Source organism: Streptomyces sp. NPDC107538 (genome assembly GCF_055657445.1).
Window position 1 is genome coordinate 424,465 of the sequence record NZ_JBVKAY010000002.1, and the last position, 23,786, is coordinate 448,250.

Sequence of the window (23,786 nt, forward strand, 5' to 3'; positions counted from 1 at the left end):
TTGACCCGGCGCTGGCTGGGATGTTAGACAGCTGTAAGCGACATACGCAATGAACGTTGCATATGTTGCAATGGGCGTCGTCGGGGGACTTCAGCTTCAGGAGGCTTCATGGGTGTCGAGGGTGTCGAAGCACTGGCCCGGCTGGGCGCGGAGCGCGTCGATCACCGGTTCAAGGGGCTTCCGCCGGACGCCGACGGGCTGACGGTCGCCGAGCTGGCCGCGCAGCGGCGGAACCTGTTCACCGGTGGCTTCACCACGCCTGTGCTGGCCCTGTCCGCCGAGCGGCTGGAGCGCAATCTCGCGCTGATGGAGACGTACGCCGAGCGTCACGGGCTGGCCTTCGCCCCGCACGGCAAGACGTCCATGGCGCCGGAGCTGTTCTGGCGGCAGATCGAGCGGGGGGCCTGGGGGATCACCCTTGCCGTGCCTCATCAGGTGCGGGTGGCACGGGAGTTCGGGATCGAGCGGATCTTCCTCGCCAATGAGGTGGTGGATGCGGCCGCTCTGCGCTGGGTCGCCGGGGAGCTGGCGGCTGATCCGGGGTTCCGGTTCGTTTGTTACGTCGACTCCGTGCGTGGGGTCGAGTTGATGGACGCCGCGCTGCGGGAGTCCGGGGCCGCCGCTCGCCCCGTCGATGTCGTTGTCGAGCTGGGCGCGGGTGAGGGGGCGCGGACCGGGGTGCGTACGGAGGCGGAGTGCGCGGCGGTCGCGGACGCGGTGGCCGGGGTCGGCACGCTGCGGCTGGTGGGGGTCGCCGGGTACGAGGGCGAGGTGCCGGACGCCGATCCGGAGCGGGTGGGGGCGTGGTTGCGCCGGCTCACCGCGCTGGCGGTCGACTTCGACAAGGCGGGGCGGTTCGCGGGGCTGGACGAGGTGATCGTGAGCGCGGGCGGCAGCGCGTGGTTCGACGCGGTCGCCGATGTGTTCGCGGAGCTGCCCGAACTGTCGGTGCCCGTGCTGAAGTTGCTGCGGTCGGGTGCGTATGTCTCGCATGACGCCGGGCACTATCGGCGGCTCACGCCCTTCAACCGTGTTCCCGAGGAGGGCGCGCTGGAGCCCGCCTTCCGGCTCTGGGCGCAGGTCGTCTCCCGCCCCTCCCCCGGTCAGGCCTTCGCCAACGCGGGCAAGCGCGACGCCGCGTACGACCTCGATCTGCCGTCGGCGGAGGTGGTGCGGGACGCGGGGACGGGGGTGGTGCGTGAGGCCTCCGGGATCGCGGTGACCGGGCTATCGGACCAGCACGCGTGGTTGCGGACGGAAGAGGGCGTGGCGTTGGAGGTCGGGGACTGGGTGGGGCTCGGGCTGTCGCATCCGTGCACGTCGTTCGACAAGTGGGAGCTGATTCCGGTGGTGGAGGGGGATGGGGTGGTGACGGGGTACGTGAGGACGTTCTTCTGAGCCCGGCTGTCGAGTTGTGTGGTGTTCCGAGATCCGAGAGGTGACGCGCATGGACCTGGTCTTCCGTGATGCCGAGGTCGTGGACGGGTCGGGTGAGCCCTCCTACCGGGCCGATGTGGTCGTGGCCGGGGGCCGGATCGCGTCGATCGTGAAAGAGGCCGCCGCGGCCGGGTGCCAGCGGCCGAGGGGCGGGCGGGAGATCGACGCCGAGGGGCTGGTCCTGGCCCCCGGGTTCATCGACATGCACGCCCACAGCGACCTCGCGCTGCTGCGGGACCCCGAGCACACCGCGAAGGCGGCGCAGGGGGTGACCCTGGAGGTCATCGGCCAGGACGGGCTGTCGTACGCGCCGGTCGACGACCGCACCCTGGAAGAGGTCCGCCGCGCGATCACCGGCTGGAACGGCTATGGCGAGGACATCGACTTCGGCTGGCGTTCGGTGGGTGAGTACCTGGACCGGCTCGACCACGGCTTCGGGGGTGAGGGCATCGCCCTGAACGCCGCCTATCTGGTGCCGCAGGGGACGGTGCGGATGCTCGCCGTGGGGTGGGAGGACCGGGAGGCCACGGGTCAAGAGCTGGACCGTATGCGGGAGTTGGTGGCGGCCGGGCTGCGGGAGGGCGCGGTCGGGATGTCGTCGGGGCTGACGTACACCCCGGGCATGTACGCCAAGGACGCCGAACTGACCGAGCTGTGCCGGGTGGTGGCGTCGTACAGCGGTTACTACTGTCCGCACCACCGCTCGTACGGGGCGGGCGCGCTCCGGGCGTACGAGGAGATGGTCGCCCTGACGCGGGAGGCGGGATGCGCGCTGCATCTGGCCCACGCCACCATGAACTTCGGGGTGAACGAGGGGCGGGCGCCCGAGCTGCTGAGGCTGTTGGACGACGCGCTCGCCACCGGCGCGGACATCACCCTCGACACCTATCCCTACACCCCCGGCTGTACGACGCTCGTGGCGATGCTGCCGAGTTGGGCGAGCGAGGGTGGTCCTGAGGCGATCCTCGCGCGGCTGGCGGACGAGGACACGGCCGGGCGTATCCGGCACCACATGGAGGTGGTGGGCGCCGACGGCTGTCACGGCGTGCCGATCGAGTGGGACACCATCGAGATCTCGGGGGTCGCCGACCCGGCGCTGTCGTCGTACGTGGGGCGGACGGTCGCGCGGTCGGCGGAGGCGCTCGGCGAGGAGCCCTGGGTCACCGCGCGCCGGCTGCTCGTCGAGGACCGGCTCGGCTCGACGATCCTCCAGCACGTCGGCCACGAGGAGAACGTACGGACGATCATGCGCCACCGGGTGCACACCGGCGGCTCCGACGGCATCCTGCGCGGCGACAAGCCGCATCCGCGGGCGTACGGGACGTTCCCGCACTATCTCGGGCGGTACGTGCGGGAGTTGGGCGTGCTCTCCCTGGAGGAGTGCGTCGCCCATCTCACCGCACGTCCCGCCGCGCGGCTCCGCCTCGCGGACCGGGGACGCGTCCGCGAGGGGTACCGCGCCGACCTCGTCCTCTTCGACCCGGCGACCGTGGCCGCCGGATCGACGTACGAGGCCCCGCGCACCCTCCCCACCGGCATCCCGTACGTCCTGGTCGACGGCCGCTTCGTCATCGAGGACGGGCGGCGGACGGACGTGCTGGCGGGCCGGGCGGTGCGGAGGGCCGCGCCCCGTTAGGGGCGCGGGGAACGGCGCGAGAAGCCCCACCGGCGCGCGGGCGAAGAACTACCGATTACGGCTTGGGAAGGATGCAGCCGCTCGCGGTGAGGTCCAGCTTGTTGTCCACGCCGAAGCACGCGGGAACGTGCCAGGTCTGCTGGGCGTAGTTGATGCCCTGGCGGACGGTCACGGTCCCGTTCGCGTCGACCTCACAGGGGTTGTTGACCGTGCAGCGCTGCCCGCTCTCGTTGCCCGTGTTGTTGACGCCGACGACCTTGCCGGTGGCGTTGTTGAGGACCGGGGAGCCCGAGGTGCCGCCGATGGTCTGGCAGGCGGAGGTGTAGCGGATGGAGTCCTTCCAGGTCCAGTCCCCCTCCTTCAGCCGGTACGCGTACCCGTCGACCGCGCAGCTGTACGTCCGCTTCCAGTACCCGGAGACGACGGTGATGGCGGTGCCGGTGGTCGGGCGCGCGGTGTCGTAGACGAGGGCGTCGATGCCGTACGTGCTCTTGATCTGCGCGTACGTGGTGGTGAGCTGGTACACCGCCATGTCCGTGTCGGTCATGGTGCCGTACGCGATCTTGCTGGCGCGGAGGGTGCCGACGCGGGTGCCGGCGGCGTTGAGCAGGCCGAAGGTGCGGGTGGAGGCCTGGTCGACGATGACCTCGCCGGCGTCGGGGAAGCCGCTCTCCAGACAGTGGCCGTTGGTCATCACCAGCGCGGGGTCGTTGTCCTCGGAGTCGGGCATGCGCACGACCGAGCCGGAGCAGTTGCTGAGCGAGACGGTGCCGGCGAAGTTGACGGCCTGGACGTCCTGGGCTGTGAGGTCGGCGACGGTCTTGTTCGCCGTGTCGACGACACTGCCGACCACCGTCTTCACCGCCGTGTCCGCCGGTTCCGGTGCCGCGACCGCCGGTGCCGCGCCCGTCCCGGTGATCACCAGGGCGAACAGCGAGGCAACGAGAGGCTTTCTCATGTGGGGGTCCCCTCTTGCTACATGGCCATATGGATGGGCTGCGTTGCTGCGGATGGCAGAAGATCTTCCGGCCACCGCAGTTTGTCATGCGCATTGTGAGGGCGATGTGGAGGACGAGCAAGGAGTTGGTTCCGGCCGCGTGATCTTCGGCCAGGGGGTGGGGGGTTGGGGTTGGAGGAGGGGGCGCCGAGCGGGGCCGCCTGCCCGTGGGTTACTTGGGCCCCTTCGTCGCGCCCTGCCCTCGGCCCTGGTTGCCGTTGCCCCGGGGTGAAGAGGGGGCGGTGGTGGAGGTGGAGCTGGAGGGCTTGCCGGAGGGGGTGGTGGACAGGGGCGTGGAGGCGTCCGGTGAGGGGGCGCCCGGGGACGTCGCGGCACCGGTGGCGGAGGTCGCGCCGGCCGACGGGGTGCCCGTGTCCACGTCGCCGGGGCGGTCGCCGGCCGGGGCGGAGCCGGCGGGGGCCGGGGCGCCGGGCCCCGCCTCCGATGTGCCGAGCCCGGCCCCCGCCACGGCGGCACCGGCGAGCACGGCGGCCCGATCCCGCCCGCGATCAACACGCCCCGCCGCCGGGCCCGACGCCGGCCGAGCGTGCCCCGCCGCCCGTCGACCGGCCGCGCCCACCGACCTGCCCGCAGGGCTTCCGATCCGTCCAGCGGGGCGGATGGCCGACCGGATGCTCCCGGGTGCCCGGCCTGATACGGCGCATCGTCGCCGTGGGGCGCATCGTCGCCGCGGGGCGCATCGTCGCCGCGGGGCGCATCGTCGCCGCGGGGCGCGTCCTCCCCGTACGGCACGCCGTCCGCGTCATGCGCACCACTCCGGGGCGACGGGCCCTCGCCGTACGGCACTCCACCCTCGTACGGCGCATCGTCCCCATAGGACACGTCCCCCCATACGGCCCGCCGTCCACGGCATACGCACCACTCCGGGGCGACAGGCCCTCGCCGTACGGCACTCCACCCCCGTACGCCGCATCGTCCCCATTGGGCGCGTCCTCCCCGTACGGCCCGCCGTCCACGTCATACGCACCACTCCGGGACGACGGACCCTCGCCGTACGGCACTCCACCCCCGCACGGCGCATCGTCCCCGCAGGACACGTCCTCCCCGTACGGCACGCCGGCCGCGTCATACGCACCACTCCGGGGCGACGGACCCTCGCCATACGGCACTCCACCCCCGTACGCCGTGCCCTCCCCGTACGCCGCGCCCTCCCCGTACGCCGCACCCTCCCCGTACGCCGCACCCTCCCCGTACGCCGCACCCTCCCCGTACGCCGCACCCTCCCCGTACGCCGCGCCCTCCCCGTACGGCGCACCCTCCCCGTACGGCGCACCCTCCCCGTACCGCATGTCCGCCGTCGTGGGGCCGGGCCCGCGCGAGAAGGCTCCGTCCGGGGTGGGCGGTACGGCTTCGTTCAGTTGGACCGTGTCGTCGTAGGCATTCTGCCGGCCGTGGGCGGTGGCCGGGTCCTTGAAGGATTCGTAGGCGGGGGTGGAGTGGGGGGCGCCGACGGGGTGGTACACGTTCGGCGGTGTTCCGGGGCCGGGCTCGGTCCGGTCCGGCCCGTGCGCGTGGCCCACCTCGTCCGTCCACCCCGTTCATCGTGCTCCCGTGCCTTCGTCTCAGGGGCCGTACGCCCAGGTGCCAGGGGGCGTACGGCCAGGTGTCAGGGGGCGTACGGCCAGGTGCCGTGCGGTCGGCGGCCGTGGGGTGGGGGGCGGCCGTACCTGCTCGCGGATGGTAGAGAGGAGGGGCCCAGCGCGCGGCGGCGGGGCATTTCGGGGTATTGCGGCCGTCCCACGTGGTGGAAAACACGACCCGAAACGCGTTACCGGGCCGTAAGCTCACGGACATGCAGGTGATCCAGTCGACCAAGCTCGCCAACGTCTGTTACGAGATCCGGGGCCCGGTTCTCGAGGAGGCGATGCGCCTGGAGGCGGCGGGGCACCGCATCCTCAAGCTGAACACGGGCAATCCGGCGGCGTTCGGCTTCGAGTGCCCGCCCGAGATCCTGGAGGACATCCTCCGCAACGTCTCCAGCGCCCATGGATACGGCGACGCGAAGGGCCTGCTGGCGGCCCGCCGCGCGGTGGTCATGCACAACCAGACCCTCGGCATCGAGACGGACGTCGAGCACGTCTTCATCGGCAACGGCGTCTCCGAGCTGATCGTGATGGCCATGCAGGGCCTGCTCGACGACGGCGACGAGGTGCTCGTACCGTCCCCGGACTACCCCCTGTGGACCGCGGCCGTGTCACTGTCGGGCGGCACCGCCGTCCACTACCGCTGCGACGAGCAGTCCGACTGGATGCCGGATCTCGCGGACGTCGAGCGCAAGGTCACCGACCGCACCAAGGCGATCGTCATCATCAACCCGAACAACCCCACGGGCGCGGTGTACGACGAGGCGATGCTGCGCGGTCTGACGGACATCGCGCGCCGCCACAACCTGCTGGTCTGCTCGGACGAGATCTACGACAAGATCCTGTACGACGGCGCCACGCACACCCCGACCGCCTCGGTCGCCCCCGACCTGCTGACCCTCACCTTCAACGGCATGTCCAAGGCGTACCGGGTCGCCGGCTACCGGGTGGGCTGGGTCGCGATCTCCGGGCCGCGCGCTCACGCCGACTCGTATATCGAGGGCCTGACGATCCTCGCGAACATGCGGCTCTGCGCGAACATGCCGGGGCAGCACGGCGTGGTCGCCGCACTCAGCGGGCGGCAGACGATCAACGACCTGGTCCTGCCGGGCGGGCGGCTCAAGGAGCAGCGGGACGTGGCGTACGAGCTGCTCACGCAGATCCCGGGTGTGTCGTGTGTGAAGCCGAAGGGGGCGCTGTATCTGTTCCCGCGCCTCGATCCGAACGTCTTCAAGATCAAGGACGACCGGCGGATGGTCCTCGACCTGCTGCGGCAGGAGAAGATCATGGTGGTGCAGGGCACCGGCTTCAACTGGGCCGAGCCCGACCACTTCCGGGTCGTGACGCTGCCGACGGTCGGTGATCTGCGGTCCGCGATCACCCGGATCGGGAACTTCCTGGATGGATACGGGCAGGCGTAGACGATCGGATCTCGCTCAACTTTAGACGGATTCTAAGGTAGGCTGGCCCTCCGAGAGCGCTTGGAGGCCATCCCATGTACGAGCCGATCCGCACCAAGTCGGTCCACACGATGGCCGTCGCGGCCTCCTCCGACTTCCCGCACCGTTCGCGTGAGGAAGAGCTGGACATCCAGCTCGCGGGGCATCTGGCGGCCCTGCTGGCGACGACGGACGCGCTCCGCGCGCTGACCCCCTCCGAGGAGCTCGACACGGCCGCGGAGGCGCTGGCCGCGCGGGTGGCCGGGCTGCGGGGTGGGCGAGCGGCTGTGCGGTCCGCGGCTGCCTCCGGTGGGGATGATGTCGCCGGGCTGCACCGGCGGGCGCATGCGTTGGCCGGGCGGGCGCTCGTCGTGGCGGCGTCGCGGGCGGATACGGCGTCGGCGATTCTGGCGGCCGAGCGGATGGATGCGCATGCGGGTGCGGGTGTGCCGTTGAGCGCGTAGCAGCTCGGGGGGCGTGGGTTCGTTGGCGGGTGCGGGTCCGGTGGGGCTTCTCGCGCAGTTCCCCGCGCCCCTAAAGGACACAGGCCCCTGCGGGCCTGAAAAGCACCGGCTGCGCCCCGCGCTTCTCCGGCCCGCCGCCGGTCGCCTTTCAGCCCCGCGGGGGCCTGGTCTTTTTAGGGGCGCGGGGAACTGCGCGAGAAGCCCCACCGGACCCGCACCCGCCAACGAACCCCCGCACACGGGACGTCCGTTGCATTCCGGGACCACCGCTTCACCCCCCGTTCACCCGTCTTCACAAGGAACGTTGGGTTCCGGGAGCACTCTCCCCGTGTGAGACGAATCGCAGGAATCGTCCTCGCGGTCCTGCTGATCGGCGGCGTGGTGGCAGCCGTCGTGGCGGGCCGGGACAACGGGGAAACGGGCACGGCAACGAAGACCGTGCGAGGCGTGATCGGGTCGGAGAAGGCGGAGTTCTTCGCCGACCCGGAGGTGGTGAAGGCCCTGGCCGCCCAGGGCTACACCGTGAAGACGGAGACGTCGGGATCCTGGGCCATGGACGGTCTGGATCTGCGGGGGTACGACTTCGCGTTCCCGTCCAGCAAGGCACCCGCCGACGAGCTGGCCGCGAAGTACCAGGTGCGCGAACCGCTCCCCCGCCCCTTCTACTCGCCCCTCGTGGTGGTCGCCCACCGGGGCGCCGCCGAGGTGCTGCGGCAGAACGGGCTCGCCACGCTGGACAAGGACCGGGGCGTGCTCGACATGGGCGCGTATCTGAAGGCAGCCGAGGCCGGCCGGACCTGGCAGGACCTCAAGGGGGCGGAGAAGTACGGGGAGTTGATGGGGCTCCTCTACATCGCCACCACCGATCCGACCACCTCCAACTCGGGCGCCCTCTACCTCGCCGCCGCCTCCAACGTCGCCAACGGCGGCCGGGTGGTCACGGGCAAGGCGGACCTGGACCGGACGGCACCGCTGATGCGCGAGCTGATCAGCGTCCAGGGCGCCCAGCAGCCGAGCACCGACGCGGCGTTCCGTGACTTCGTCAGCGGGGTCGGCAATCCGCTCGTCCTGGTCTACGAGTCGCAGGTCGCCGCGATGCTCACGGAGGGGCAGAGCGTCGACGACCTGGTCGTCCTCTACCCGGACACCACCGTCTTCAGCGACCACACCGTCGTCCCGGTCACGGACGAGGGCCGAGCGCTCGGCGAACTCCTCGGCACCGACCCGACGTTGCGCGAACTGGCCGCCCGGCACGGGTTCCGGCCGCAGGGCGCGGCCACCGAGTTCACGTCGGCGATCGCCGGCCACACCACGTATCTGATGCCGAAGCTGACCGTCCGGCAGGCGCCCGTGCCCACCTCCGAGGTGCTGCACGAGATGGCGCGCCGGGCCAGGGGCCAGTAGGACGACGGGGGAACACGACACATGAGCATCGCGAGCAGTAACAGCAACACCGGTAATAGCGACAGCGGTAACAGCAGCAGCGGTATCGGCGACAGCCCGTTCACCCTCACCCCTCCCGAGCCGGTCGCGGCCGTGCCCCGGGAGAAGGCCGGCGGGCTGGTGCCGGTCGAGGAGTCCGTGCGGACGGACATGGCCCGCAAGGCCGAGGAGTACGTACGGGGGCTCGCCGCCCTCGACGCCCGCTCCCCGGAGTTCGCCGGCCGGGTCGGGGAGATCACCTCGCTCGGCGCGGGCGAGATGCGGACCGCCGCCGCGCAGTCCAACCGGATGCTGGAGCGCACCGTGCGCAGCCTGCCGAGCAAGGGCGGGGACGCCCAATCGCAGGTCGCGGGCTCGCTCGTGGAACTCCGGCGGGTGGTCGAGGACCTGGACCCGCGTGATCTGTCGGCGAGCAAGGGGCGCAAGTTCCTGTCCCGGCTGCCGGGTGGCAACAAGCTGCGCGACCACGTCGCCAAATACGCCTCCGCGCAAGGGACGTTGAACAAGATCGTGGGGTCGCTGCGCGGCGGACAGGACGAACTGCGGCGCGACAACGCCGCGTTGCAGACCGAGCGGGTCCGGCTGTGGGAGACCATGGGCAAGCTCCAGGAGTACGTCGTCCTGACGGAGGCCCTGGACACGGCCGTCGAGGAGCACATCCGGACGCACGTCGACGGGATCGACCCGCAGCAGGGCGACACCCTCCGCGCCGACGTCCTCTTCCCGGTCCGGCAGAAGCACCAGGACCTGCTGACCCAACTGGCCGTCTGCGCCCAGGGCTACCTGGCCATGGACGTCGTACGGCGCAACAACGAGGAGCTGATCAAGGGCGTCGACCGGGCCGCCACGACCACCGTCTCGGCGCTGCGGATCTCCGTGATGCTGGCCTCCGCCCTCGACAACCAGAAGAAGGTCGTCGACCAGGTCAACGCGTTGCGCGGGACGACGGAGGACCTGATCCGGGGCAACGCGGAGATGCTCGCCACGCAGAGCGGCGAGATCCAGCGCATCGCCGCCGATCCGGCCGTCGGCGCGGAGACCCTCCGCTCGGCCTTCCAGCAGATCTACCGCACCCTCGACGCGATCGACACGTACAAGGTCCAGGCGACCGAGACCATGGCCGCGACCGTCGAGTCCCTCACCTCCGAACTCCAGAGCGCGACACGGTACTTGGAGCGAAGCCGCAACCAGGGCGCCCTGGAAGGCGGTGGTCTCGCATGAGAGTACGTACGACGGTGGGGGCCGCCCTGACAGCCGTGATCGCCCTGCTGATGACCGCCTGCACCGGTGCCACGGACCAGGGGCTGCCCGATCCCGCCGAGGCGACCAAGTACGTCCCCGGCACCCTCCGGGTCCTCGCCTCCAGTGAACTCGCCGATATGAAGCCGGTGTTGGAGCGGGTGGAGAAGGACACCGGGATCAAGGTGCGGCCCACCTACATGGGCACGCTGGACGCGGTGGACCTGCTCACCGAGGAGCGGGCGAAGGGCTCGTACGACGCGGTGTGGCTGTCCTCCAACGACTATCTGCGGCTCCGCCCGGACGCGGCGAAGCAGGTCGTGTCGGAGACGCCGGTGATGTCCAGCCCCGTCGCGATCGGCGTGAAGCACGCGACCGTACTGAAGCTCGGGTGGAAGCCGGAGGACGTCACCTGGTCGGACATCGAACAGGCCGTGGCGGACGGGAAGCTGACCTACGGCATGACCGACCCGTCCCGCTCCAACTCCGGTTTCTCCACGCTCGTCTCGGTCGCCTCGGGGCTCTCCCAGGCCCAGTCCGCGCTGACGGACGCGGATGTGGCGCGGGCGACTCCCCGGCTGAAGGAGTTCTTCACCGGACAGAAGCTGACCTCGGGGTCGTCGGGCTGGCTGGCGGCGGCGTACGACCGGCGCGGGGACATCGACGCGCTGCTCAACTACGAGTCCGTGCTGAAGTCGCGCAAGGACCTGACGGTGATCCGGCCGCGCGACGGGGTCGTCACCGCCGACTATCCGCTCTCCTCGCTGGCCTCCACGAGCAAGGAGGTCCGGGACGACGTCCGCCGGCTCACCGAGGCGCTGCGCACCCCGGACATCCAGCGGCTGATCACCGAGCAGACGCTGCGCCGCCCGGTCGTCGCCTCCGTGCCGCCCGCGGCCGGTCTCGACACCACGCGCCGCCGCGAACTACCGTTCCCCGGCACCCGTTCCGTCGCCGACGGACTCCTCGACGCGTACGAGAACGAGCTGCGCCGCCCCTCCCGGACCGTGTACGTCCTGGACACCTCGGGCTCGATGGAGGGCGACCGCCTCGACCGGCTGAAGTCCACCCTCACCGAGCTGACCGGCGACTTCCGGGACCGGGAGGAGGTCACGCTGATGCCGTTCGGGTCGGACGTGAAGAGCGTACGGACGCATGTCGTGCGGCCCGACGACCCGAAGGCCGGGCTCGACGGCATCCGTGCCGACACCCGGGAGCTGTCCGCGGGCGGCGACACCGCCATCTACACCTCGCTGCAGAAGGCGTACGAGCATCTCGGCACCGCCGACCGGGACACCTTCACCTCGATCGTGCTGATGACGGACGGCGAGAACACGCAAGGGGCTGGCCCCGCCGACTTCGACGCCTTCTACGGCCGGCTGTCCGCCGCCGAGCAGCGTGTCCCCGTCTTCCCGATCCTCTTCGGCGACTCCGACAGGAGCGAGCTGGAGCACATCGCCGACCTGACCGGCGGCCGTCTCTTCGACGCCCAACAGGGCTCGCTGGACGGCGCCTTCGAGGAGATCCGTGGCTACCAGTAGGTCCAGGGTGAGCAGCGTGTCCAGCAGACTCATGGCGTACGTCGAGTCCCGGAAGAACCTCACGGGCAGCGCGCTCGGGGTCGCCGGGCTCGGGCTGACCTTCGCGGGGGTCGCGGGGGCGTACTGGCCGGTCGTGGTCGTCGGGCTGTACGGCGCGGGTGCGCTGATCGCTCCGCCGGAGCGGCCGGCGGTGCCGGACTTCCCGGATCCGTCCGCCCAACTGGACGAGTTGCGCGGGGACTTCGGCACGCTTCGGGAGTACCTGGCCGGGATCGAGCTGCCGCCCGCGGCGGCCGGCCGGCTCACCGAGCTGACCGAACTCCTCACCGCCCTCCTCGACCCCGGCTGGGTCGCCGAGGTCCTGGCCCGTGACGCGGAGGGCGTCCACGCCCTCTCCCGTGCGGTCCGCCAGGACGTTCCCGAGGCCGTCGACACCTACGTCCGCAACCGCTGGTGGACCCGCCTCACCCCGGGCACGGATCCGCCGGAGCGGCACCTTGAGCACCAACTCGGCCTGCTCCAGACGGAGTTGGCCCGCCTGGCCTCGGCGTTGCGCGACGCGGAGGCGCGGCGGCAGGAGTCCCACACGCGGTATCTGGAGGACCGGTCGGGGTGAGGGGGGCGATGTGTGTGTGGGGGGGTGCGTTGTCGGGTGCGGCTCCGGTGGGGCTTCTCGCGCAGTTCCCCGCGCCCCTTAAAAGACCAGGCCCCTGCGGGCCTGAGAGACCAGCCCGGGCGGCCCTGAAAGGTGACCGGCGGTGGGGCTGAAAGGTGACCGGCGGCGGGGCTGAAAGGCGACCGGCGGCGGGGCTGAAAGGCGACCGGCGGTGGGGCTGAAAGGCGACCGGCGGTGGGGCTGAAAAGCATGGGGCGCAGCCCCTGCTTTTCAGGGGCGCGGGGAACTGCGCGAGACGCCCCACCGAACCCGCAGCCGCCGACGAACGCCGCACCACCCCCCTCGAACCGCGGACCTCACCCCACGTTCACCAGGAGCACGATCAACAACACCACCCCCACCACCACGGCCAGCACCTTCAACGCCGCGTACGGGGAGGGCGGTTGATCCGGCGGCGCCCCCGGCGGGACGGGGACCGACGTCGGCCGCGGCCCGTTGAAGACGTCGTGCCCGGTGACCGCGGCCCGCGTGCACCAGGGACAGGTCGGCAGATGGGACCCGTACGTGTGCAGCGGCCGCACCGTGCACGCCCGCACCTCCCCCCGCTCCTTGTCGAGCGCCCGCAGCCAAGCCTCGGCCTTCGGCCGCGCCCCGGGGTCCTGCACCCCCGCCCCGAACGCGGCCTTCGCGAGGGCGAGGATCTCGGTCGGCAGGACGGACGGGTCGATCGTCCCGCGCGGGATCGTGACCTTCTCGGGCCGGACGACATAACTGCAGCTCGCGGCGATGTTGTCCTTGACCGTCGACTCGGACGCACTCTCGTGCGGCACCCCGCCGAAGGGATGGTTCCCGGCGGTGAGCAGCTGGTAGACGAGCACGGCGAGCGCGAAGTCGTCGCTCTGCCGGGTCGCGGGTCCGCCCGCCTGCCGCTCGGGCGACGAGTAGTCGGTGGTGTGCATCAGGCACGGGAACAGCTCACCGGTGGCCGGGTCGGTGAAGGCGATGGAGTCGCAGTCGAGGAAGGTGACGAAGCCGTTGGCGTCCACGACGACGTTGCTGCTGGAGAAGTCGCCGATGACGAGGTTGTCGTAGTGCATCCGGGCCGTCATGAACGCGAGGTTCCAGGCGACACCGAGCAGGAACCGCCAGTCGGCCCGGTCCGGGAAGAGCTTGAGGCGCTGAACACGGGTGAACAGGCCCACCAGCTGGACGTGTTGGGGTTCGCCGAAGCGGCGCATGGCGTAGCCGAGGAACTCGCCGTTCGCGCCCCGGGCGATCGCCGTGGGCCAGGCCAGCTCGGGCGGCTGACTGGCGTCCGTGGGGCGGGCGGCCAGCGGGGACATGGTGAGCATGCGGGCCAGCCGTCGTTCCTGGTCCGGCCCGGGGGTGTCCCGGTAGATCTTGACGACGATCCCCGTGTCCCCCTCCACCGGGAACACGGCCGCCTGTCCACCGCCCTTCAACGGCAGCTCGGCCAGGGTGACCCGCCTGCCGTCGAGAAAGACCGTGCGGCCGCTCATGGCCTACCTCCGAGTGGTCGTCACGTGGTCATCAAGTGGTCGTCGACTGGTCGTTGGGGTCAGCGCCGGTCCGTGCGGACGGCGCGCAGCAGGGTCTTGTCGTCGGCGTTGAGGGCGGTGAGGCGGTCGGAGCGCAGCAGGGCGGCCAGATTGGAGTCGCGGTCGTCGTCCCCGGCGGTGTCCAGGGAGCGGAAGACGGCGTCGGCGAACGAGGTGTTCGGCGACGGGGCGCCGTCCGCCGACCGGTTGACCATCGCCTGGGCCAGCCCGTCCGTGGACAGCAGCACCCCGTCCACCCCGTCGTCCGCGACGCACTCGGTACGGGTCCAGCGCGCCACGTCCGGCGAGGTCAGGAACACCGTCTCGTTGCTGTACTCGCTCACCGGCGCGGCCTGCGGCAGCAGATGGAACTGCCGCTCCCCGTCCTCCGTCCCGGCCCGTACGACGACGAGCCCGTCCCCCACGGTGACGTGCCCGAGCCAGCCGGGCGTGAGCACCACCACCGTGAGCGTCGTGGCGAAGTCCTGTGTGTCGGCGCCGGTCCGGTCGACGAAGTCCGTGGTCACGTCGTGCAGCGCGTCCCGCAGCAGCTCGTGCACGGCCTCCCCGGGCCGCACCTCCACGGCCGCCTCGGCCCGGCGTACGAAGTAGTCCGACGCCAGTTGCACCGCGAGCCGCGAGCCCTCCTCCGAACGGGGCCGGCTGCCGGCCCCGTCGGCGACGGCGAGCACGGCGACGGACGGTGTCGCGGCGGCGGCGCAGGCGTCCTGGCAGGGCAGGCCCTGGCGCCGGTGCCGATAGCCCTCGACGCTGAGGCCGTGGATCCGCCAGGGCGGGGCGGCGGTCATCTCACGCCTCCCAGGCCGGGCGCTGGGTCTTGAACTGGCTGAAGATCTTCTCGAACACCTCGTCCCCCGCCCCCTTCTGCTCGGCGTTGGCGCTGGCGGACATCATCTGGAGCAGCTCCCGGAACGGGAACCCCTGCAGCCGGGCGTTGAACTTGGGTGCGAACGCCCGCAGCACCGACTCCCCCATGTCCGTGATCCCGCCGACCCCGATCGCGTACAGCCGGAACCGGCGGGCGCTCTGCTCCTGCGCGAGGACGGGCACCAACCGGCGCCAGGACTCGGTGAGATGGCCGGTCGGGTCGGTGGGCAGTCCGTCCGTGACGAGGCAGATCTGCGGCCGGTAGTACTGCAGCCCGGACGCCCGCAGCTCGCTCTTGCGGGCCGCGACGATGTGCATCGCCAGCTCCAGCGCCTCGGTCATCAGGGTGACCCCGGCGGCCGTCAGCTGCGGCGCCTGGAAGGCGTGCGCCGGTATGAAGGGGCTGGTCCGGGTGCGCGGGTCGAGGAGCTGGGGCCCACGCCAGGCGCCGACGCCCTGACCGCCGAAGGTGACGACGGCGACCTCCACGCTGTAGCTGAGGCTGACGTCGTCGTGGAGTTCCCTGGTCCACTCGGCGAGCGCGTTGTTGAGCGTCTGGATGGGCTGGCCCGCCATGGAGCTGGACGTGTCGAGGCAGAGCACGAGCGGCATGCGCTGGGCGTTGTTCTCGAACTCGATGTCGGCGTACTCGGCCGGCAGGGTGGGCGGGTATTCGCTGTGCATGGTTCATCCCCCTGTGCTTCTGGTGGTGCTGAGTGGTTCTGGTGGGGCTGAGTGGTTCTGGTGGGGCTGAGTGGTTCCGGTGTTTCGGGTGCTGCCGGGTCGGTCACCTGGGCGGGGTGGTGCCCTTCGCGTGGCGGGCGGCGGTCGGCGGGAAGGCGTACAGGACGTCGGAGTCCCGCTCCCGCGCGTCGGTGACGTCGACGAGGCTGCCGGGTGCGGGTGGCGGGCGGCCCGGCTCGGCCCACACGGCCCGGCGCAGCACCCGGTCCACCTCGACATAGCCCTGCGGGTGGAGTTCGGTGCGTACGACGGCGGTCCGGGCGTGCGCCGGGCGGGGGCCGACCTGCCGCCCGTGCCGGGGAGCGGGGGCGGGGGCGGGCGCGACCCGCAGCCGGGTGGTGCGCTCGTCCCCGCCGCCGTCGCCCCCACCGTTGGCTCCGCCATGGCCACCACCGTTGGCTCCGCCATGGCCTCCACCGTTGACTCCGCCATGGGCGCCACCGTTGCCGCCCGCGCCGCCGCCGCGCGCCGCGTGCGCCGGTGCGGTACGCGCGGGCCCGCCCCGCACGCCCCCACCGGCCGCCCGCCCGGGGGACGGCGCCCGGTGCCCCACGGCGACCGGCCCCCTGGACCGCCGGATCATGACGACGAAGGCGAGCAGCAGAAGGGCGAGCAGCAACGCCATCCAGAAGGCGGTCCAGGATGCGGCGCTGTACCCGTCTCCGGAGGCTTCGAGGCCGGGGGCCTCGGTCGTGCTGCCGTGCTCGCCGCGCCCGGTCGGAGTTTCGGTGGGAGTGGGGTTCGGGGCCTTCGAGACGGGCGCGACGGCGGCGACACGGGTGGACATGTCGGCGACGACCCCCAGCTCGATGAGGTGGCTGCCCGTCAACGGTGGTGTCCGCTCGTCCGTCTCGACGATCTGGTCGCACAGTTGCTGCGGTTCGCAGACCCCCGCGCTCTTCAACTCGTCGACGGCCCACCGCGGTATCCGGTCGATCCGGGCGTCAGGGTGGACCATCCGGCCCCCGGCCAGGACCAGCAGAGCCGTACCGCCGTCGCCCGTCCGACCGTCCTTCGGGACCTCCACCACCAGCTGGTGCCGACGCTCCTCCACGTCGTCCTTGAGCAGCCCGCCCTGCTCCCGCTCGGGTCCGGCGAGCGACAACGGCTCGTCGAGCACGACGACGTACGGCTCGCCCTTGTCGAGGTACGACGTCCAGCACTTCAGCCACTGCGCGAGCGGGCCCTCGCACGGCTTCGCCGCCGCCGCGGAGCCCCCCGGCACCAGTGCGACCAGCAGCCCCACCAGCACACCCAGAAACGACAAACGCCCGATCGCACCCATCGCACCAACCCCCCGTGGCCTGAAAGGCACGCCCCCGCGGCCCTGAAAAAGCCCATCCAATAGTGGAGCAGGCAGCCGGTTGGCCGGAAGGGTTTGGTGATTTCCGCCGATGGAATTACGGCGAGTTACGCCGACGTTCGATCAGTATGCTTTTCACTTCTACAACTTGAACACCTGATGGCAGCGACTGAACATCTGCCGCGCCCGCTCCACCCAGTCATTGGCCAGAGCATCGAAGTCCGCCTGAGTGATCCGGCACGTCAGCGGCAGATCACAGACCCCGGCGAGACAGGGCCGCGGCCCCCGCACATCCCACACGGAAAGCATGGGGTTCAATTGTTCGGTATTCCATGCGTTCGACGCGGCGGCGGCTATGGCGAGTTGGTCCTGCCGCAGGAAATTTCCGTCCGTCGCGAAGGCCACGAGAAGTCTCTTGGTGGTCATGAAGCGCAACGTGACCGTTCGCCCCGCCTCGTGCAGGTCGAATTGCAGGGAGACGGAGACCGTGTCATGGACCGTGTGGTAATTCCGCCGCGCCACCCAGTTCTGCACCAACTGCCGCCAGTGCGTGCCGAGGTCGTATATCTCGGCGTTGCGCCCCGGGTACGAATCGCGGCCGGGGTACGAGTCGCGGCCCGGGTAGGAGTCAGGCGTCGTCACGGACCACCGCCCCGGCGACCATGGCGTCGGTCAGCCCCGCGTCGAGCAGGGCCCGCGCGTGCAGCAGCAGACAGGAGGGGACGGACTCGCTCGTCGTACGGCGCCGGTGCCGCTCCTTCAGCTCCTCGTACCGCACCTCGATCGTCCGGGCCACCCGCGGCGGCGGCCACACCTCGACGCGCGTCTCCTCCTCCACCAACCCGGTCAGGATCTCGGCGAGTCGGGGCCGGTCCTCGGGCCGCTTGGCCAGACAGCGGGCGATGAGGGGCCGCAGTCCGGGCGGTACGCCGTCGAGCCGGGGCTCTCCTCGTACGACCTCCACGCGCACGGCCTCCCCGCTGCCGTGCGGTGGGCGGCCGGTGAGCGCGTACACCAGGACGCCGCCCAGGGAGAACACATCGCTCGGCGGGCCGACGCGGTCGCCGCGGATCTGCTCGGGCGACATGAACGGCGGGGTGCCGACGACGACGCCGACCCGGGTGAGGCCGGGGGCGCCGTCCACGCGGGAGATGCCGAAGTCGATGACGCGGGGGCCGTCCTGGGCGAGCAGGACGTTCGCCGGCTTGAGGTCGCGGTGGACGACGCGGGCGGCGTGGATGGCCTGCAGCGCCTCGACGAGGCCGGCGCCGAGGGGGCGGACCTGGCCCTCGGGGAGGGGGCCGTCGGTGCGGACCGCTTCCGCGAGGGAGGGGCCGGGGACGTACAGGGTGGCCAGCCAGGGGAGTTCGGCGGTGGGGTCGGCGTCGACGACGGCGGCGGTGTAGGCGCCGCTGACCACGCGGGCGGCGGCGACCTCGCGGGCGAAGCGTTCGCGGAACTCGGGTTCGGCGGCGAGTTCGGGGCGGGCGACCTTTACGGCGACTTCTCGGCCGGCGGGTGAGCGGCCCAGGTAGACCCAGCCCATGCCGCCCGATCCCAGGCGGCCGACTATCTTGTACGGGCCGATCTTCAGGGGGTCACTTACGGGTGTACGCACCCCGCTCACCTCATTTCGGGGTTCGGTGCGGATGTCCCGAGTGTCCCGCGAAATTCCGTGCCGGGCAGCCTTTTTCGCCCCCTCCGCCCCTACCCGTCCCATCCCAGGAGCTGCGCCCCTTCGACCCCCTTTCGCGCTCCGCGCGGGGTGGGTGGGTCAGCGCGGGCCCGGCGGGGCTTCTCGCGCAGTTCCCCGCGCCCCTGAAAAGCCGGGGCTACGCCCCGTGCTTTTCAGCCCCGCCACCGCTCACCTTCCAGACCGCCAGAAGCCGGGCCCTCCAGACCCGCAAGGGGGCGGTCTTCCAGACCGCGAAGGCCTGCTCTTCCAAACCCGCAGGCGCGTGGTCCTTCAGACCGCGGAGGCCTGGTCTTTCAGGTCCGAAGGGGCGCTGCCTTTCAGGCCCGCCAGGGCCTGGTCTTTTCAGGCCCGAAGGGGCCGTGTCTTTTAGGGGCGCGGGGAACTGCGCGAGAAGCCCCACGCACCCGCACCCGCCAAACGGACCCCAGCGCCCCACCCCATCGGGCGCAACAAAAAACCCGCGACCGGCCAAGGCGAAATCGCTGGTCAGGGCAACCCCATACCCGGCCGGTCGCGGAGCTCTAGCGCGGGGCGTCAGCCCAGTCGGCTCACCAGCGCCCGGTACTCGTCCCACAGCTCCTTCGGCGTGTGATCACCGAACGTGTTCAGATGCTCCGGCACCAGCGCGGCCTCCTCCCGCCACACCTCCTTGTCGACGGTCAGCAGGAAGTCGAGGTCGGCGGAGGAGAGGTCCAGCCCCTCCGTGTCGAGGGCGCCCGGCGCCGGCAGGATGCCGATCGGCGTCTCCACACCCTCCGCCTTGCCGTCCAGCCGGTCCACGATCCACTTCAGGACCCGGCTGTTCTCACCGAACCCGGGCCACACGAACTTGCCCGCGTCGTTCTTGCGGAACCAGTTGACGTAGTAGATCTTCGGCAGCTTCGCCTGGTCCTTGCCCTTGGCGACGTCGACCCAATGCCCCATGTAGTCGCCCATGTTGTACCCGCAGAAGGGCAGCATCGCGAACGGGTCGCGGCGCAGTTCACCGACCTTCCCCTCGGCCGCCGCGGTCTTCTCGGACGCCACGTTCGCGCCCAGGAACACCCCGTGGTTCCAGTCGAAGGACTCGGTCACCAGCGGCACCGCCGTGGCCCGGCGGCCGCCGAACAGGATCGCGGAGATCGGCACGCCCTTGGGGTTCTCCCACTCGGGCGCGATGATCGGGCACTGGGACGCCGGCACCGTGAACCGGGCGTTCGGGTGCGCGGCCGGCGCCTCCGCCCCCGGCGTCCAGTCGTTGCCCTTCCAGTCGGTGAGGTGGGCCGGGGTCTCCTCCGTCATCCCCTCCCACCACACGTCGCCGTCGTCCGTGAGCGCCACGTTGGTGAAGACCGAGTTGCCCCACAGCGTCTTCATCGCGTTGGCGTTGGTGTGCTCGCCGGTACCGGGCGCGACGCCGAAGAACCCGGCCTCGGGGTTGATGGCGTAGAGCTGGCCGTCCTCGTCGAAGCGCATCCACGCGATGTCGTCGCCGATGGTCTCGACGGTCCAGCCGGAGATCGTCGGCTCCAGCATCGCGAGGTTCGTCTTGCCGCAGGCCGACGGGAAGGCGGCGGCCACGTACTTCGACTCGCCCTGCGGCGGCGTCAGTTTGAGGATCAGCATGTGCTCGGCGAGCCAGCCCTCGTCACGCGCCATCACCGACGCGATGCGCAGCGCGTAGCACTTCTTGCCGAGCAGCGCGTTCCCGCCGTACCCGGAGCCGTACGACCAGATCTCGCGGCTCTCGGGGAAGTGGGAGATGTACTTGGTGGAGTTGCACGGCCACGGGACGTCCGCCTCGCCCTCCGCGAGGGGCGCGCCGAGGGTGTGCACGGCCTTCACGAAGAAGCCCTCGGAGCCGAGCTCGTCCAGCACCGGCTGTCCCATACGGGTCATCGTGCGCATGGAGACGGCGACGTACGCGGAGTCGGTGATCTCGACGCCGATCGCGGAGAGCGGCGAGCCCAGCGGGCCCATGCAGAACGGGACGACGTACATCGTGCGCCCGCGCATCGAGCCGCGGAACAGGCCCTTCTCGCCCTGGAAGATGTCCCGCATCTCGGCGGGGGCCTTCCAGTGGTTGGTGGGGCCCGCGTCCTCCTCCTTCTCCGAGCAGATGAACGTACGGTCCTCGACCCGGGCGACATCGGTCGGGTCGGACGCGGCGTAGTAGGAGTTCGGGCGCTTGATCGGGTCGAGTTTCCGGAAGGTGCCCTTCTCGACGAGCTCCCCGCACAGGCGCTCGTACTCGGCCTCGGATCCGTCGCACCAGACGACATTGTCCGGCTCGGTCAGTTCAGCGATCTCGTTCACCCACGCCACGAGTTCTCGGTGGGTGGTCGGGACGGTGGAAGGGGGAGCCGCGATGTCGCGCGCCACGATTGCTCCTAAATGAGGGATTTTTTATTGGAGGCCCCGTGGGGGCTGCGGCCCGGATGCTTCACGGATCGGATCTCGTGGACCCCTGGGCGCTCATCCGGTGCCGACCGCACTCATTTGATCATCCGACGGGAGTGCCCATATGTCCAGAGGGCCTCACACGTGAGCATCGTGACCATCACCACTCACCGGTTTTCACCCGGGGGGTTTCCGTCCGTCACCACCGCTTCACCATGGGTGTCCGGATGCGCGCTCAAGCATCCCCTCCAGGGACCACGCGTGAGAGGATGGCCACTTCGGGGAACGCGAACAGCCCGCACGGTCCCGTAAGTTACGGCTCCGTAGGTACGATGCAAGGCATGACAGCGCCCGTCCCCGATGCGCACACGGAGACGACGGCCGACGGCCGCGATTCCGACGCGCGATCCCTGCCGCAACAGATCGCCCACCAGATCACCGATGAGATCCAGCAGCTCACCGACGAGATCAAGCCCAAACTCCGGGGCTGGCTGCATCTGGGCATGTTCCCGGCCGTCCTCGTGTCCGGCCTGGTGCTCACCGCCCTCGCGGACTCCACCCGCGGCCGCATCGCCTGCGGGATCTTCGCCCTCACGGCCTGTCTGCTGTTCGGTGTGAGCGCGCTGTACCACCGGGGCACCTGGAGCCCACGGATGGACGGCATCCTGCGCAGACTGGATCACGCCAACATCTTTCTGATCATCGCGGGCTCCTACACCCCGCTGACCATGCTGCTCCTGCCCGGCGCCAAGGGGCAGTGGCTGCTGTGGGGCATCTGGGGAGCGGCCGTCGCCGGCATCGCCTTCCGGGTGTTCTGGGTCGGCGCCCCGCGCTGGCTCTACACCCCCTGCTACATCGCGATGGGCTGGGCTGCTGTCTTCTTCCTGCCCGACTTCATGCGCACCGGCGGTATCGCCGTCCTCGTCTTGGTGATCGTCGGCGGCGTCCTCTACAGCGTCGGCGGAGTCATCTACGGCCTCAAGCGCCCCGACCCGTCACCGCGCTGGTTCGGCTTCCACGAGGTCTTCCACTCGTTCACCCTCGCCGCGTTCGTCACGCACTACGTGGGGATCTCACTGGTGGCGTACCAGCACGGCTGACCCTCCGGGACACCTCGACGCGCCTCTCTTCAGTGGCCGCGGCTGCCAAGCCGCGGCCACTTTCGCGTGCCCGCACAGCGAAACGATTGACACTCACCACCTTTTGAGAGCTACTCTCATTTCATGGAGACTGTCATTAACCCTTCCCAGGCTCAACCCGACCCCCGCCGCTGGTGGGCCCTCGGCGCCCTGGTCGCCAGCATGCTGACGCTCGGCTTCGACATGACGATCCTCAACGTGGCGCTGCCGACCATGGCCGGGGAACTGGGCGCCACCACCGGTGAGCAGCAGTGGATGGCGGACGCGTACATCGTCGTCTTCGCGGCCCTGATGCTCCCGGCCGGACTGCTGGGCGACCGTTTCGGCAGACGGCGGATGCTGATCGTCGGCCTCGGGATCTTCCTGGCCGGATCGGTCGTGGGCGCGCTGGCCCAGGACGTGAACGCGGTCGTCGCGGCCCGCGCGGTCATGGGGATCGGCGCCGCGCTGGTCACCCCGCTCGCCCTCTCGGTACTGCCCTCGCTCTTCACACCGGCCGAGCGCACCAAGGCGGTCGGCATCGTCTCGGCGGCCTCCATGCTCGGCCTGCCGCTGGGCCCGATCATCGGCGGCTGGCTCCTCAACCACGTCTGGTGGGGCTCGGTCTTCCTCATCAACGTCCCGATGGCGGCGATCGGTATCGCCGCCTGCGTCTTCCTGCTCCCCGAGACCCGCGACCCCGCCTCCCCACGCGTCGACACCCTCTCCACCGCCCTCACCGCCGCGGGCCTCGGCTCCCTCATCTACGCGATCATCGAGGCCCCCACCCGAGGCTGGACCGACCCGCTGGTGCTGGGCATGTTCGCGGCAGCCGTCGTCCTCATCACCGCTCTGGTGCTGCGCGAACGCCGGTCCGCGCGCCCCATGCTGGACATGGCCCTGCTGGCCCATCGCGGCTTCCTCTTCAACACCCTCGCCGCGACCCTCGTCATGTTCGTCCTCTCCGGCCTGCTCTTCGTCCTGCCGCCGTACCTCCAGGCGGTCCTCAGCCACGACGCGCTGGGCACAGGCGTACGACTGCTGCCGCTGATGGGCGGCCTGCTGGTCGGCGCGCGCACGGCGCAGCCCCTCGTGGCACGGCTGGGCGCCCGGTCGGTGGTGAGCGCGGGCCTGGTGGTGCTGGCCTTCGCGGCACTTCTCGGCAGCCGTACGACGGTCGACTCCGGCTACGGCTTCACGGCGCTGTGGCTGTCGTTCGCCGGGGCCGGGTTCGGGCTGGCGATCGTGCCGGCGATGTCCGAAGCGCTGGGCACCCTGCCCACCGACCGGGCCGGCAGCGGCTCGGGGCTGCTGATGACGCTGCGCCAGGTGGGCAGCGCGATCGGTATCGCCCTGCTCGGCAGCCTGCTCGCGGGCGTGTTCCGGGACCGCCTCGACGTGACCGGGCTGCCCGCGCGGGCGGCGGACGCGGCCGGGGACTCGGTGGTGGCGGCCCACCTGATCGCCGAACGCACGGGCACGGCCGATCTCCTCACCTCCGCGAACGCCTCGTACGTCCACGGCATGACCGTGGTCCTGCTGGTCTGCGCCGGCGCGGCCCTGGTCGCGGCGCTGCTGGCGGCGGCGTTCCTGCCGGGGGCGACGACGGGACGGGGCGTCGCGAGCGGGCGGAGCAAGGGCCCTGACCTGGCCACCTCCCCGGCCGATGCCCGACAATGACCC

Annotated in this window: 20 protein-coding genes; 11 read left to right on the top strand and 9 right to left on the bottom strand. The window is 71.0% G+C overall.

Going from position 1 to position 23,786, the window contains the following annotated elements:
* Positions 1 to 108: 108 nt before the first annotated feature.
* Both ACZ7MG_RS07760 and ACZ7MG_RS07765 read left to right on the top strand, forming a co-directional pair.
* Positions 109 to 1,398 carry an amino acid deaminase gene (locus tag ACZ7MG_RS07760; protein WP_471387980.1) on the top strand — a complete coding sequence of 430 codons (1,290 nt, stop codon included), beginning with the start codon at positions 109 to 111 and terminating at the stop codon, positions 1,396 to 1,398.
* Between the two features lie 49 nt (positions 1,399 to 1,447).
* A complete protein-coding gene (locus ACZ7MG_RS07765) occupies positions 1,448 to 3,073 on the top strand; it encodes an N-acyl-D-amino-acid deacylase family protein (RefSeq protein WP_471387983.1) in 1,626 nt (541 codons plus the stop codon).
* Positions 3,074 to 3,128: 55 nt separating this feature from the next.
* Here the strand turns inward: ACZ7MG_RS07765 and ACZ7MG_RS07770 are convergent, their stop codons facing one another.
* Both ACZ7MG_RS07770 and ACZ7MG_RS07775 read right to left on the bottom strand, forming a co-directional pair.
* Entirely contained in the window at positions 3,129 to 4,031 is a 903-nt protein-coding gene (locus ACZ7MG_RS07770) for a S1 family peptidase (RefSeq protein ID WP_471387986.1), read from the bottom strand.
* Between the two features lie 211 nt (positions 4,032 to 4,242).
* Positions 4,243 to 4,557: a hypothetical protein gene (locus tag ACZ7MG_RS07775; RefSeq protein WP_471387989.1), complete on the bottom strand. Its 315-nt coding sequence runs from the start codon at positions 4,555 to 4,557 to the stop codon at positions 4,243 to 4,245.
* A gap of 155 nt (positions 4,558 to 4,712) precedes the next feature.
* Between ACZ7MG_RS07775 and ACZ7MG_RS07780 the strand changes: the two genes are divergently transcribed.
* From ACZ7MG_RS07780 to ACZ7MG_RS07810, 7 genes are all read left to right on the top strand, one after another.
* On the top strand, positions 4,713 to 5,468 hold the full coding sequence (locus ACZ7MG_RS07780; protein ID WP_471946119.1) for a hypothetical protein: 756 nt from the start codon (positions 4,713 to 4,715) through the stop codon (positions 5,466 to 5,468).
* A gap of 415 nt (positions 5,469 to 5,883) precedes the next feature.
* Positions 5,884 to 7,095: a pyridoxal phosphate-dependent aminotransferase gene (locus ACZ7MG_RS07785; protein WP_471387995.1), complete on the top strand. Its 1,212-nt coding sequence runs from the start codon at positions 5,884 to 5,886 to the stop codon at positions 7,093 to 7,095.
* Positions 7,096 to 7,169: 74 nt separating this feature from the next.
* Complete coding sequence (locus tag ACZ7MG_RS07790; RefSeq protein WP_471387997.1) at positions 7,170 to 7,577, top strand: SCO4983 family protein; 408 nt, start codon at positions 7,170 to 7,172, stop codon at positions 7,575 to 7,577.
* Between the two features lie 330 nt (positions 7,578 to 7,907).
* Positions 7,908 to 8,981 carry a hypothetical protein gene (locus ACZ7MG_RS07795; protein ID WP_471388000.1) on the top strand — a complete coding sequence of 358 codons (1,074 nt, stop codon included), beginning with the start codon at positions 7,908 to 7,910 and terminating at the stop codon, positions 8,979 to 8,981.
* A gap of 21 nt (positions 8,982 to 9,002) precedes the next feature.
* The gene (locus tag ACZ7MG_RS07800) at positions 9,003 to 10,241 is read left to right on the top strand and encodes a toxic anion resistance protein (protein ID WP_471388003.1); all 1,239 of its coding nucleotides are present in this window, start codon (positions 9,003 to 9,005) and stop codon (positions 10,239 to 10,241) included.
* Positions 10,238 to 11,800, top strand: a complete 1,563-nt coding sequence (locus tag ACZ7MG_RS07805; RefSeq protein ID WP_471388006.1) for a substrate-binding domain-containing protein — start codon at positions 10,238 to 10,240, stop codon at positions 11,798 to 11,800. The genes ACZ7MG_RS07800 and ACZ7MG_RS07805 overlap by 4 nt, the downstream gene beginning before the upstream one ends.
* Before the next feature lie 31 nt (positions 11,801 to 11,831).
* On the top strand, positions 11,832 to 12,416 hold the full coding sequence (locus ACZ7MG_RS07810) for a hypothetical protein (protein ID WP_471388307.1): 585 nt from the start codon (positions 11,832 to 11,834) through the stop codon (positions 12,414 to 12,416).
* A 356-nt stretch (positions 12,417 to 12,772) separates the two neighbouring features.
* Here the strand turns inward: ACZ7MG_RS07810 and ACZ7MG_RS07815 are convergent, their stop codons facing one another.
* The 7 genes from ACZ7MG_RS07815 to ACZ7MG_RS07845 all read right to left on the bottom strand — a co-directional run bounded on the left by ACZ7MG_RS07815 (position 12,773) and on the right by ACZ7MG_RS07845 (position 20,967).
* Positions 12,773 to 13,936: a hypothetical protein gene (locus ACZ7MG_RS07815; protein ID WP_471388009.1), complete on the bottom strand. Its 1,164-nt coding sequence runs from the start codon at positions 13,934 to 13,936 to the stop codon at positions 12,773 to 12,775.
* Between the two features lie 59 nt (positions 13,937 to 13,995).
* A complete protein-coding gene (locus ACZ7MG_RS07820; protein ID WP_471388011.1) occupies positions 13,996 to 14,784 on the bottom strand; it encodes a PP2C family serine/threonine-protein phosphatase in 789 nt (262 codons plus the stop codon).
* 1 nt (position 14,785) lies between these two features.
* Positions 14,786 to 15,547: a vWA domain-containing protein gene (locus ACZ7MG_RS07825; protein WP_471388014.1), complete on the bottom strand. Its 762-nt coding sequence runs from the start codon at positions 15,545 to 15,547 to the stop codon at positions 14,786 to 14,788.
* 103 nt (positions 15,548 to 15,650) lie between these two features.
* The gene (locus ACZ7MG_RS07830; RefSeq protein ID WP_471388017.1) at positions 15,651 to 16,874 is read right to left on the bottom strand and encodes a hypothetical protein; all 1,224 of its coding nucleotides are present in this window, start codon (positions 16,872 to 16,874) and stop codon (positions 15,651 to 15,653) included.
* 177 nt (positions 16,875 to 17,051) lie between these two features.
* Complete coding sequence (locus ACZ7MG_RS07835) at positions 17,052 to 17,552, bottom strand: hypothetical protein (protein WP_471388020.1); 501 nt, start codon at positions 17,550 to 17,552, stop codon at positions 17,052 to 17,054.
* Entirely contained in the window at positions 17,539 to 18,528 is a 990-nt protein-coding gene (locus ACZ7MG_RS07840; protein ID WP_471388023.1) for a serine/threonine-protein kinase, read from the bottom strand. The genes ACZ7MG_RS07835 and ACZ7MG_RS07840 overlap by 14 nt, the downstream gene beginning before the upstream one ends.
* Positions 18,529 to 19,140: 612 nt before the next feature.
* Complete coding sequence (locus ACZ7MG_RS07845; protein WP_471388026.1) at positions 19,141 to 20,967, bottom strand: phosphoenolpyruvate carboxykinase (GTP); 1,827 nt, start codon at positions 20,965 to 20,967, stop codon at positions 19,141 to 19,143.
* Between the two features lie 359 nt (positions 20,968 to 21,326).
* On the opposite strand from ACZ7MG_RS07845, the gene trhA reads away from it, so the two are divergent.
* Both trhA and ACZ7MG_RS07855 read left to right on the top strand, forming a co-directional pair.
* Positions 21,327 to 22,085, top strand: a complete 759-nt coding sequence (trhA, locus tag ACZ7MG_RS07850) for a PAQR family membrane homeostasis protein TrhA (protein ID WP_471388029.1) — start codon at positions 21,327 to 21,329, stop codon at positions 22,083 to 22,085.
* 123 nt (positions 22,086 to 22,208) lie between these two features.
* Positions 22,209 to 23,783, top strand: coding sequence for a DHA2 family efflux MFS transporter permease subunit (locus ACZ7MG_RS07855; RefSeq protein ID WP_471388032.1), 1,575 nt, complete (start codon positions 22,209 to 22,211; stop codon positions 23,781 to 23,783).
* Positions 23,784 to 23,786 lie beyond the last annotated feature (3 nt).

Coding starts and splice junctions, on each gene's coding strand:
- ACZ7MG_RS07760 (WP_471387980.1), top strand. CDS start 109: ATGGGTGTCGAGGGTGTCGAAGCACTGGCCCGGCTGGGCGCGGAGCGC.
- ACZ7MG_RS07765 (WP_471387983.1), top strand. CDS start 1,448: ATGGACCTGGTCTTCCGTGATGCCGAGGTCGTGGACGGGTCGGGTGAG.
- ACZ7MG_RS07770 (WP_471387986.1), bottom strand. CDS start 4,031: ATGAGAAAGCCTCTCGTTGCCTCGCTGTTCGCCCTGGTGATCACCGGG.
- ACZ7MG_RS07785 (WP_471387995.1), top strand. CDS start 5,884: ATGCAGGTGATCCAGTCGACCAAGCTCGCCAACGTCTGTTACGAGATC.
- ACZ7MG_RS07790 (WP_471387997.1), top strand. CDS start 7,170: ATGTACGAGCCGATCCGCACCAAGTCGGTCCACACGATGGCCGTCGCG.
- ACZ7MG_RS07800 (WP_471388003.1), top strand. CDS start 9,003: ATGAGCATCGCGAGCAGTAACAGCAACACCGGTAATAGCGACAGCGGT.
- ACZ7MG_RS07805 (WP_471388006.1), top strand. CDS start 10,238: ATGAGAGTACGTACGACGGTGGGGGCCGCCCTGACAGCCGTGATCGCC.
- ACZ7MG_RS07810 (WP_471388307.1), top strand. CDS start 11,832: ATGGCGTACGTCGAGTCCCGGAAGAACCTCACGGGCAGCGCGCTCGGG.
- ACZ7MG_RS07815 (WP_471388009.1), bottom strand. CDS start 13,936: ATGAGCGGCCGCACGGTCTTTCTCGACGGCAGGCGGGTCACCCTGGCC.
- ACZ7MG_RS07820 (WP_471388011.1), bottom strand. CDS start 14,784: ATGACCGCCGCCCCGCCCTGGCGGATCCACGGCCTCAGCGTCGAGGGC.
- ACZ7MG_RS07825 (WP_471388014.1), bottom strand. CDS start 15,547: ATGCACAGCGAATACCCGCCCACCCTGCCGGCCGAGTACGCCGACATC.
- trhA (WP_471388029.1), top strand. CDS start 21,327: ATGACAGCGCCCGTCCCCGATGCGCACACGGAGACGACGGCCGACGGC.
- ACZ7MG_RS07855 (WP_471388032.1), top strand. CDS start 22,209: ATGGAGACTGTCATTAACCCTTCCCAGGCTCAACCCGACCCCCGCCGC.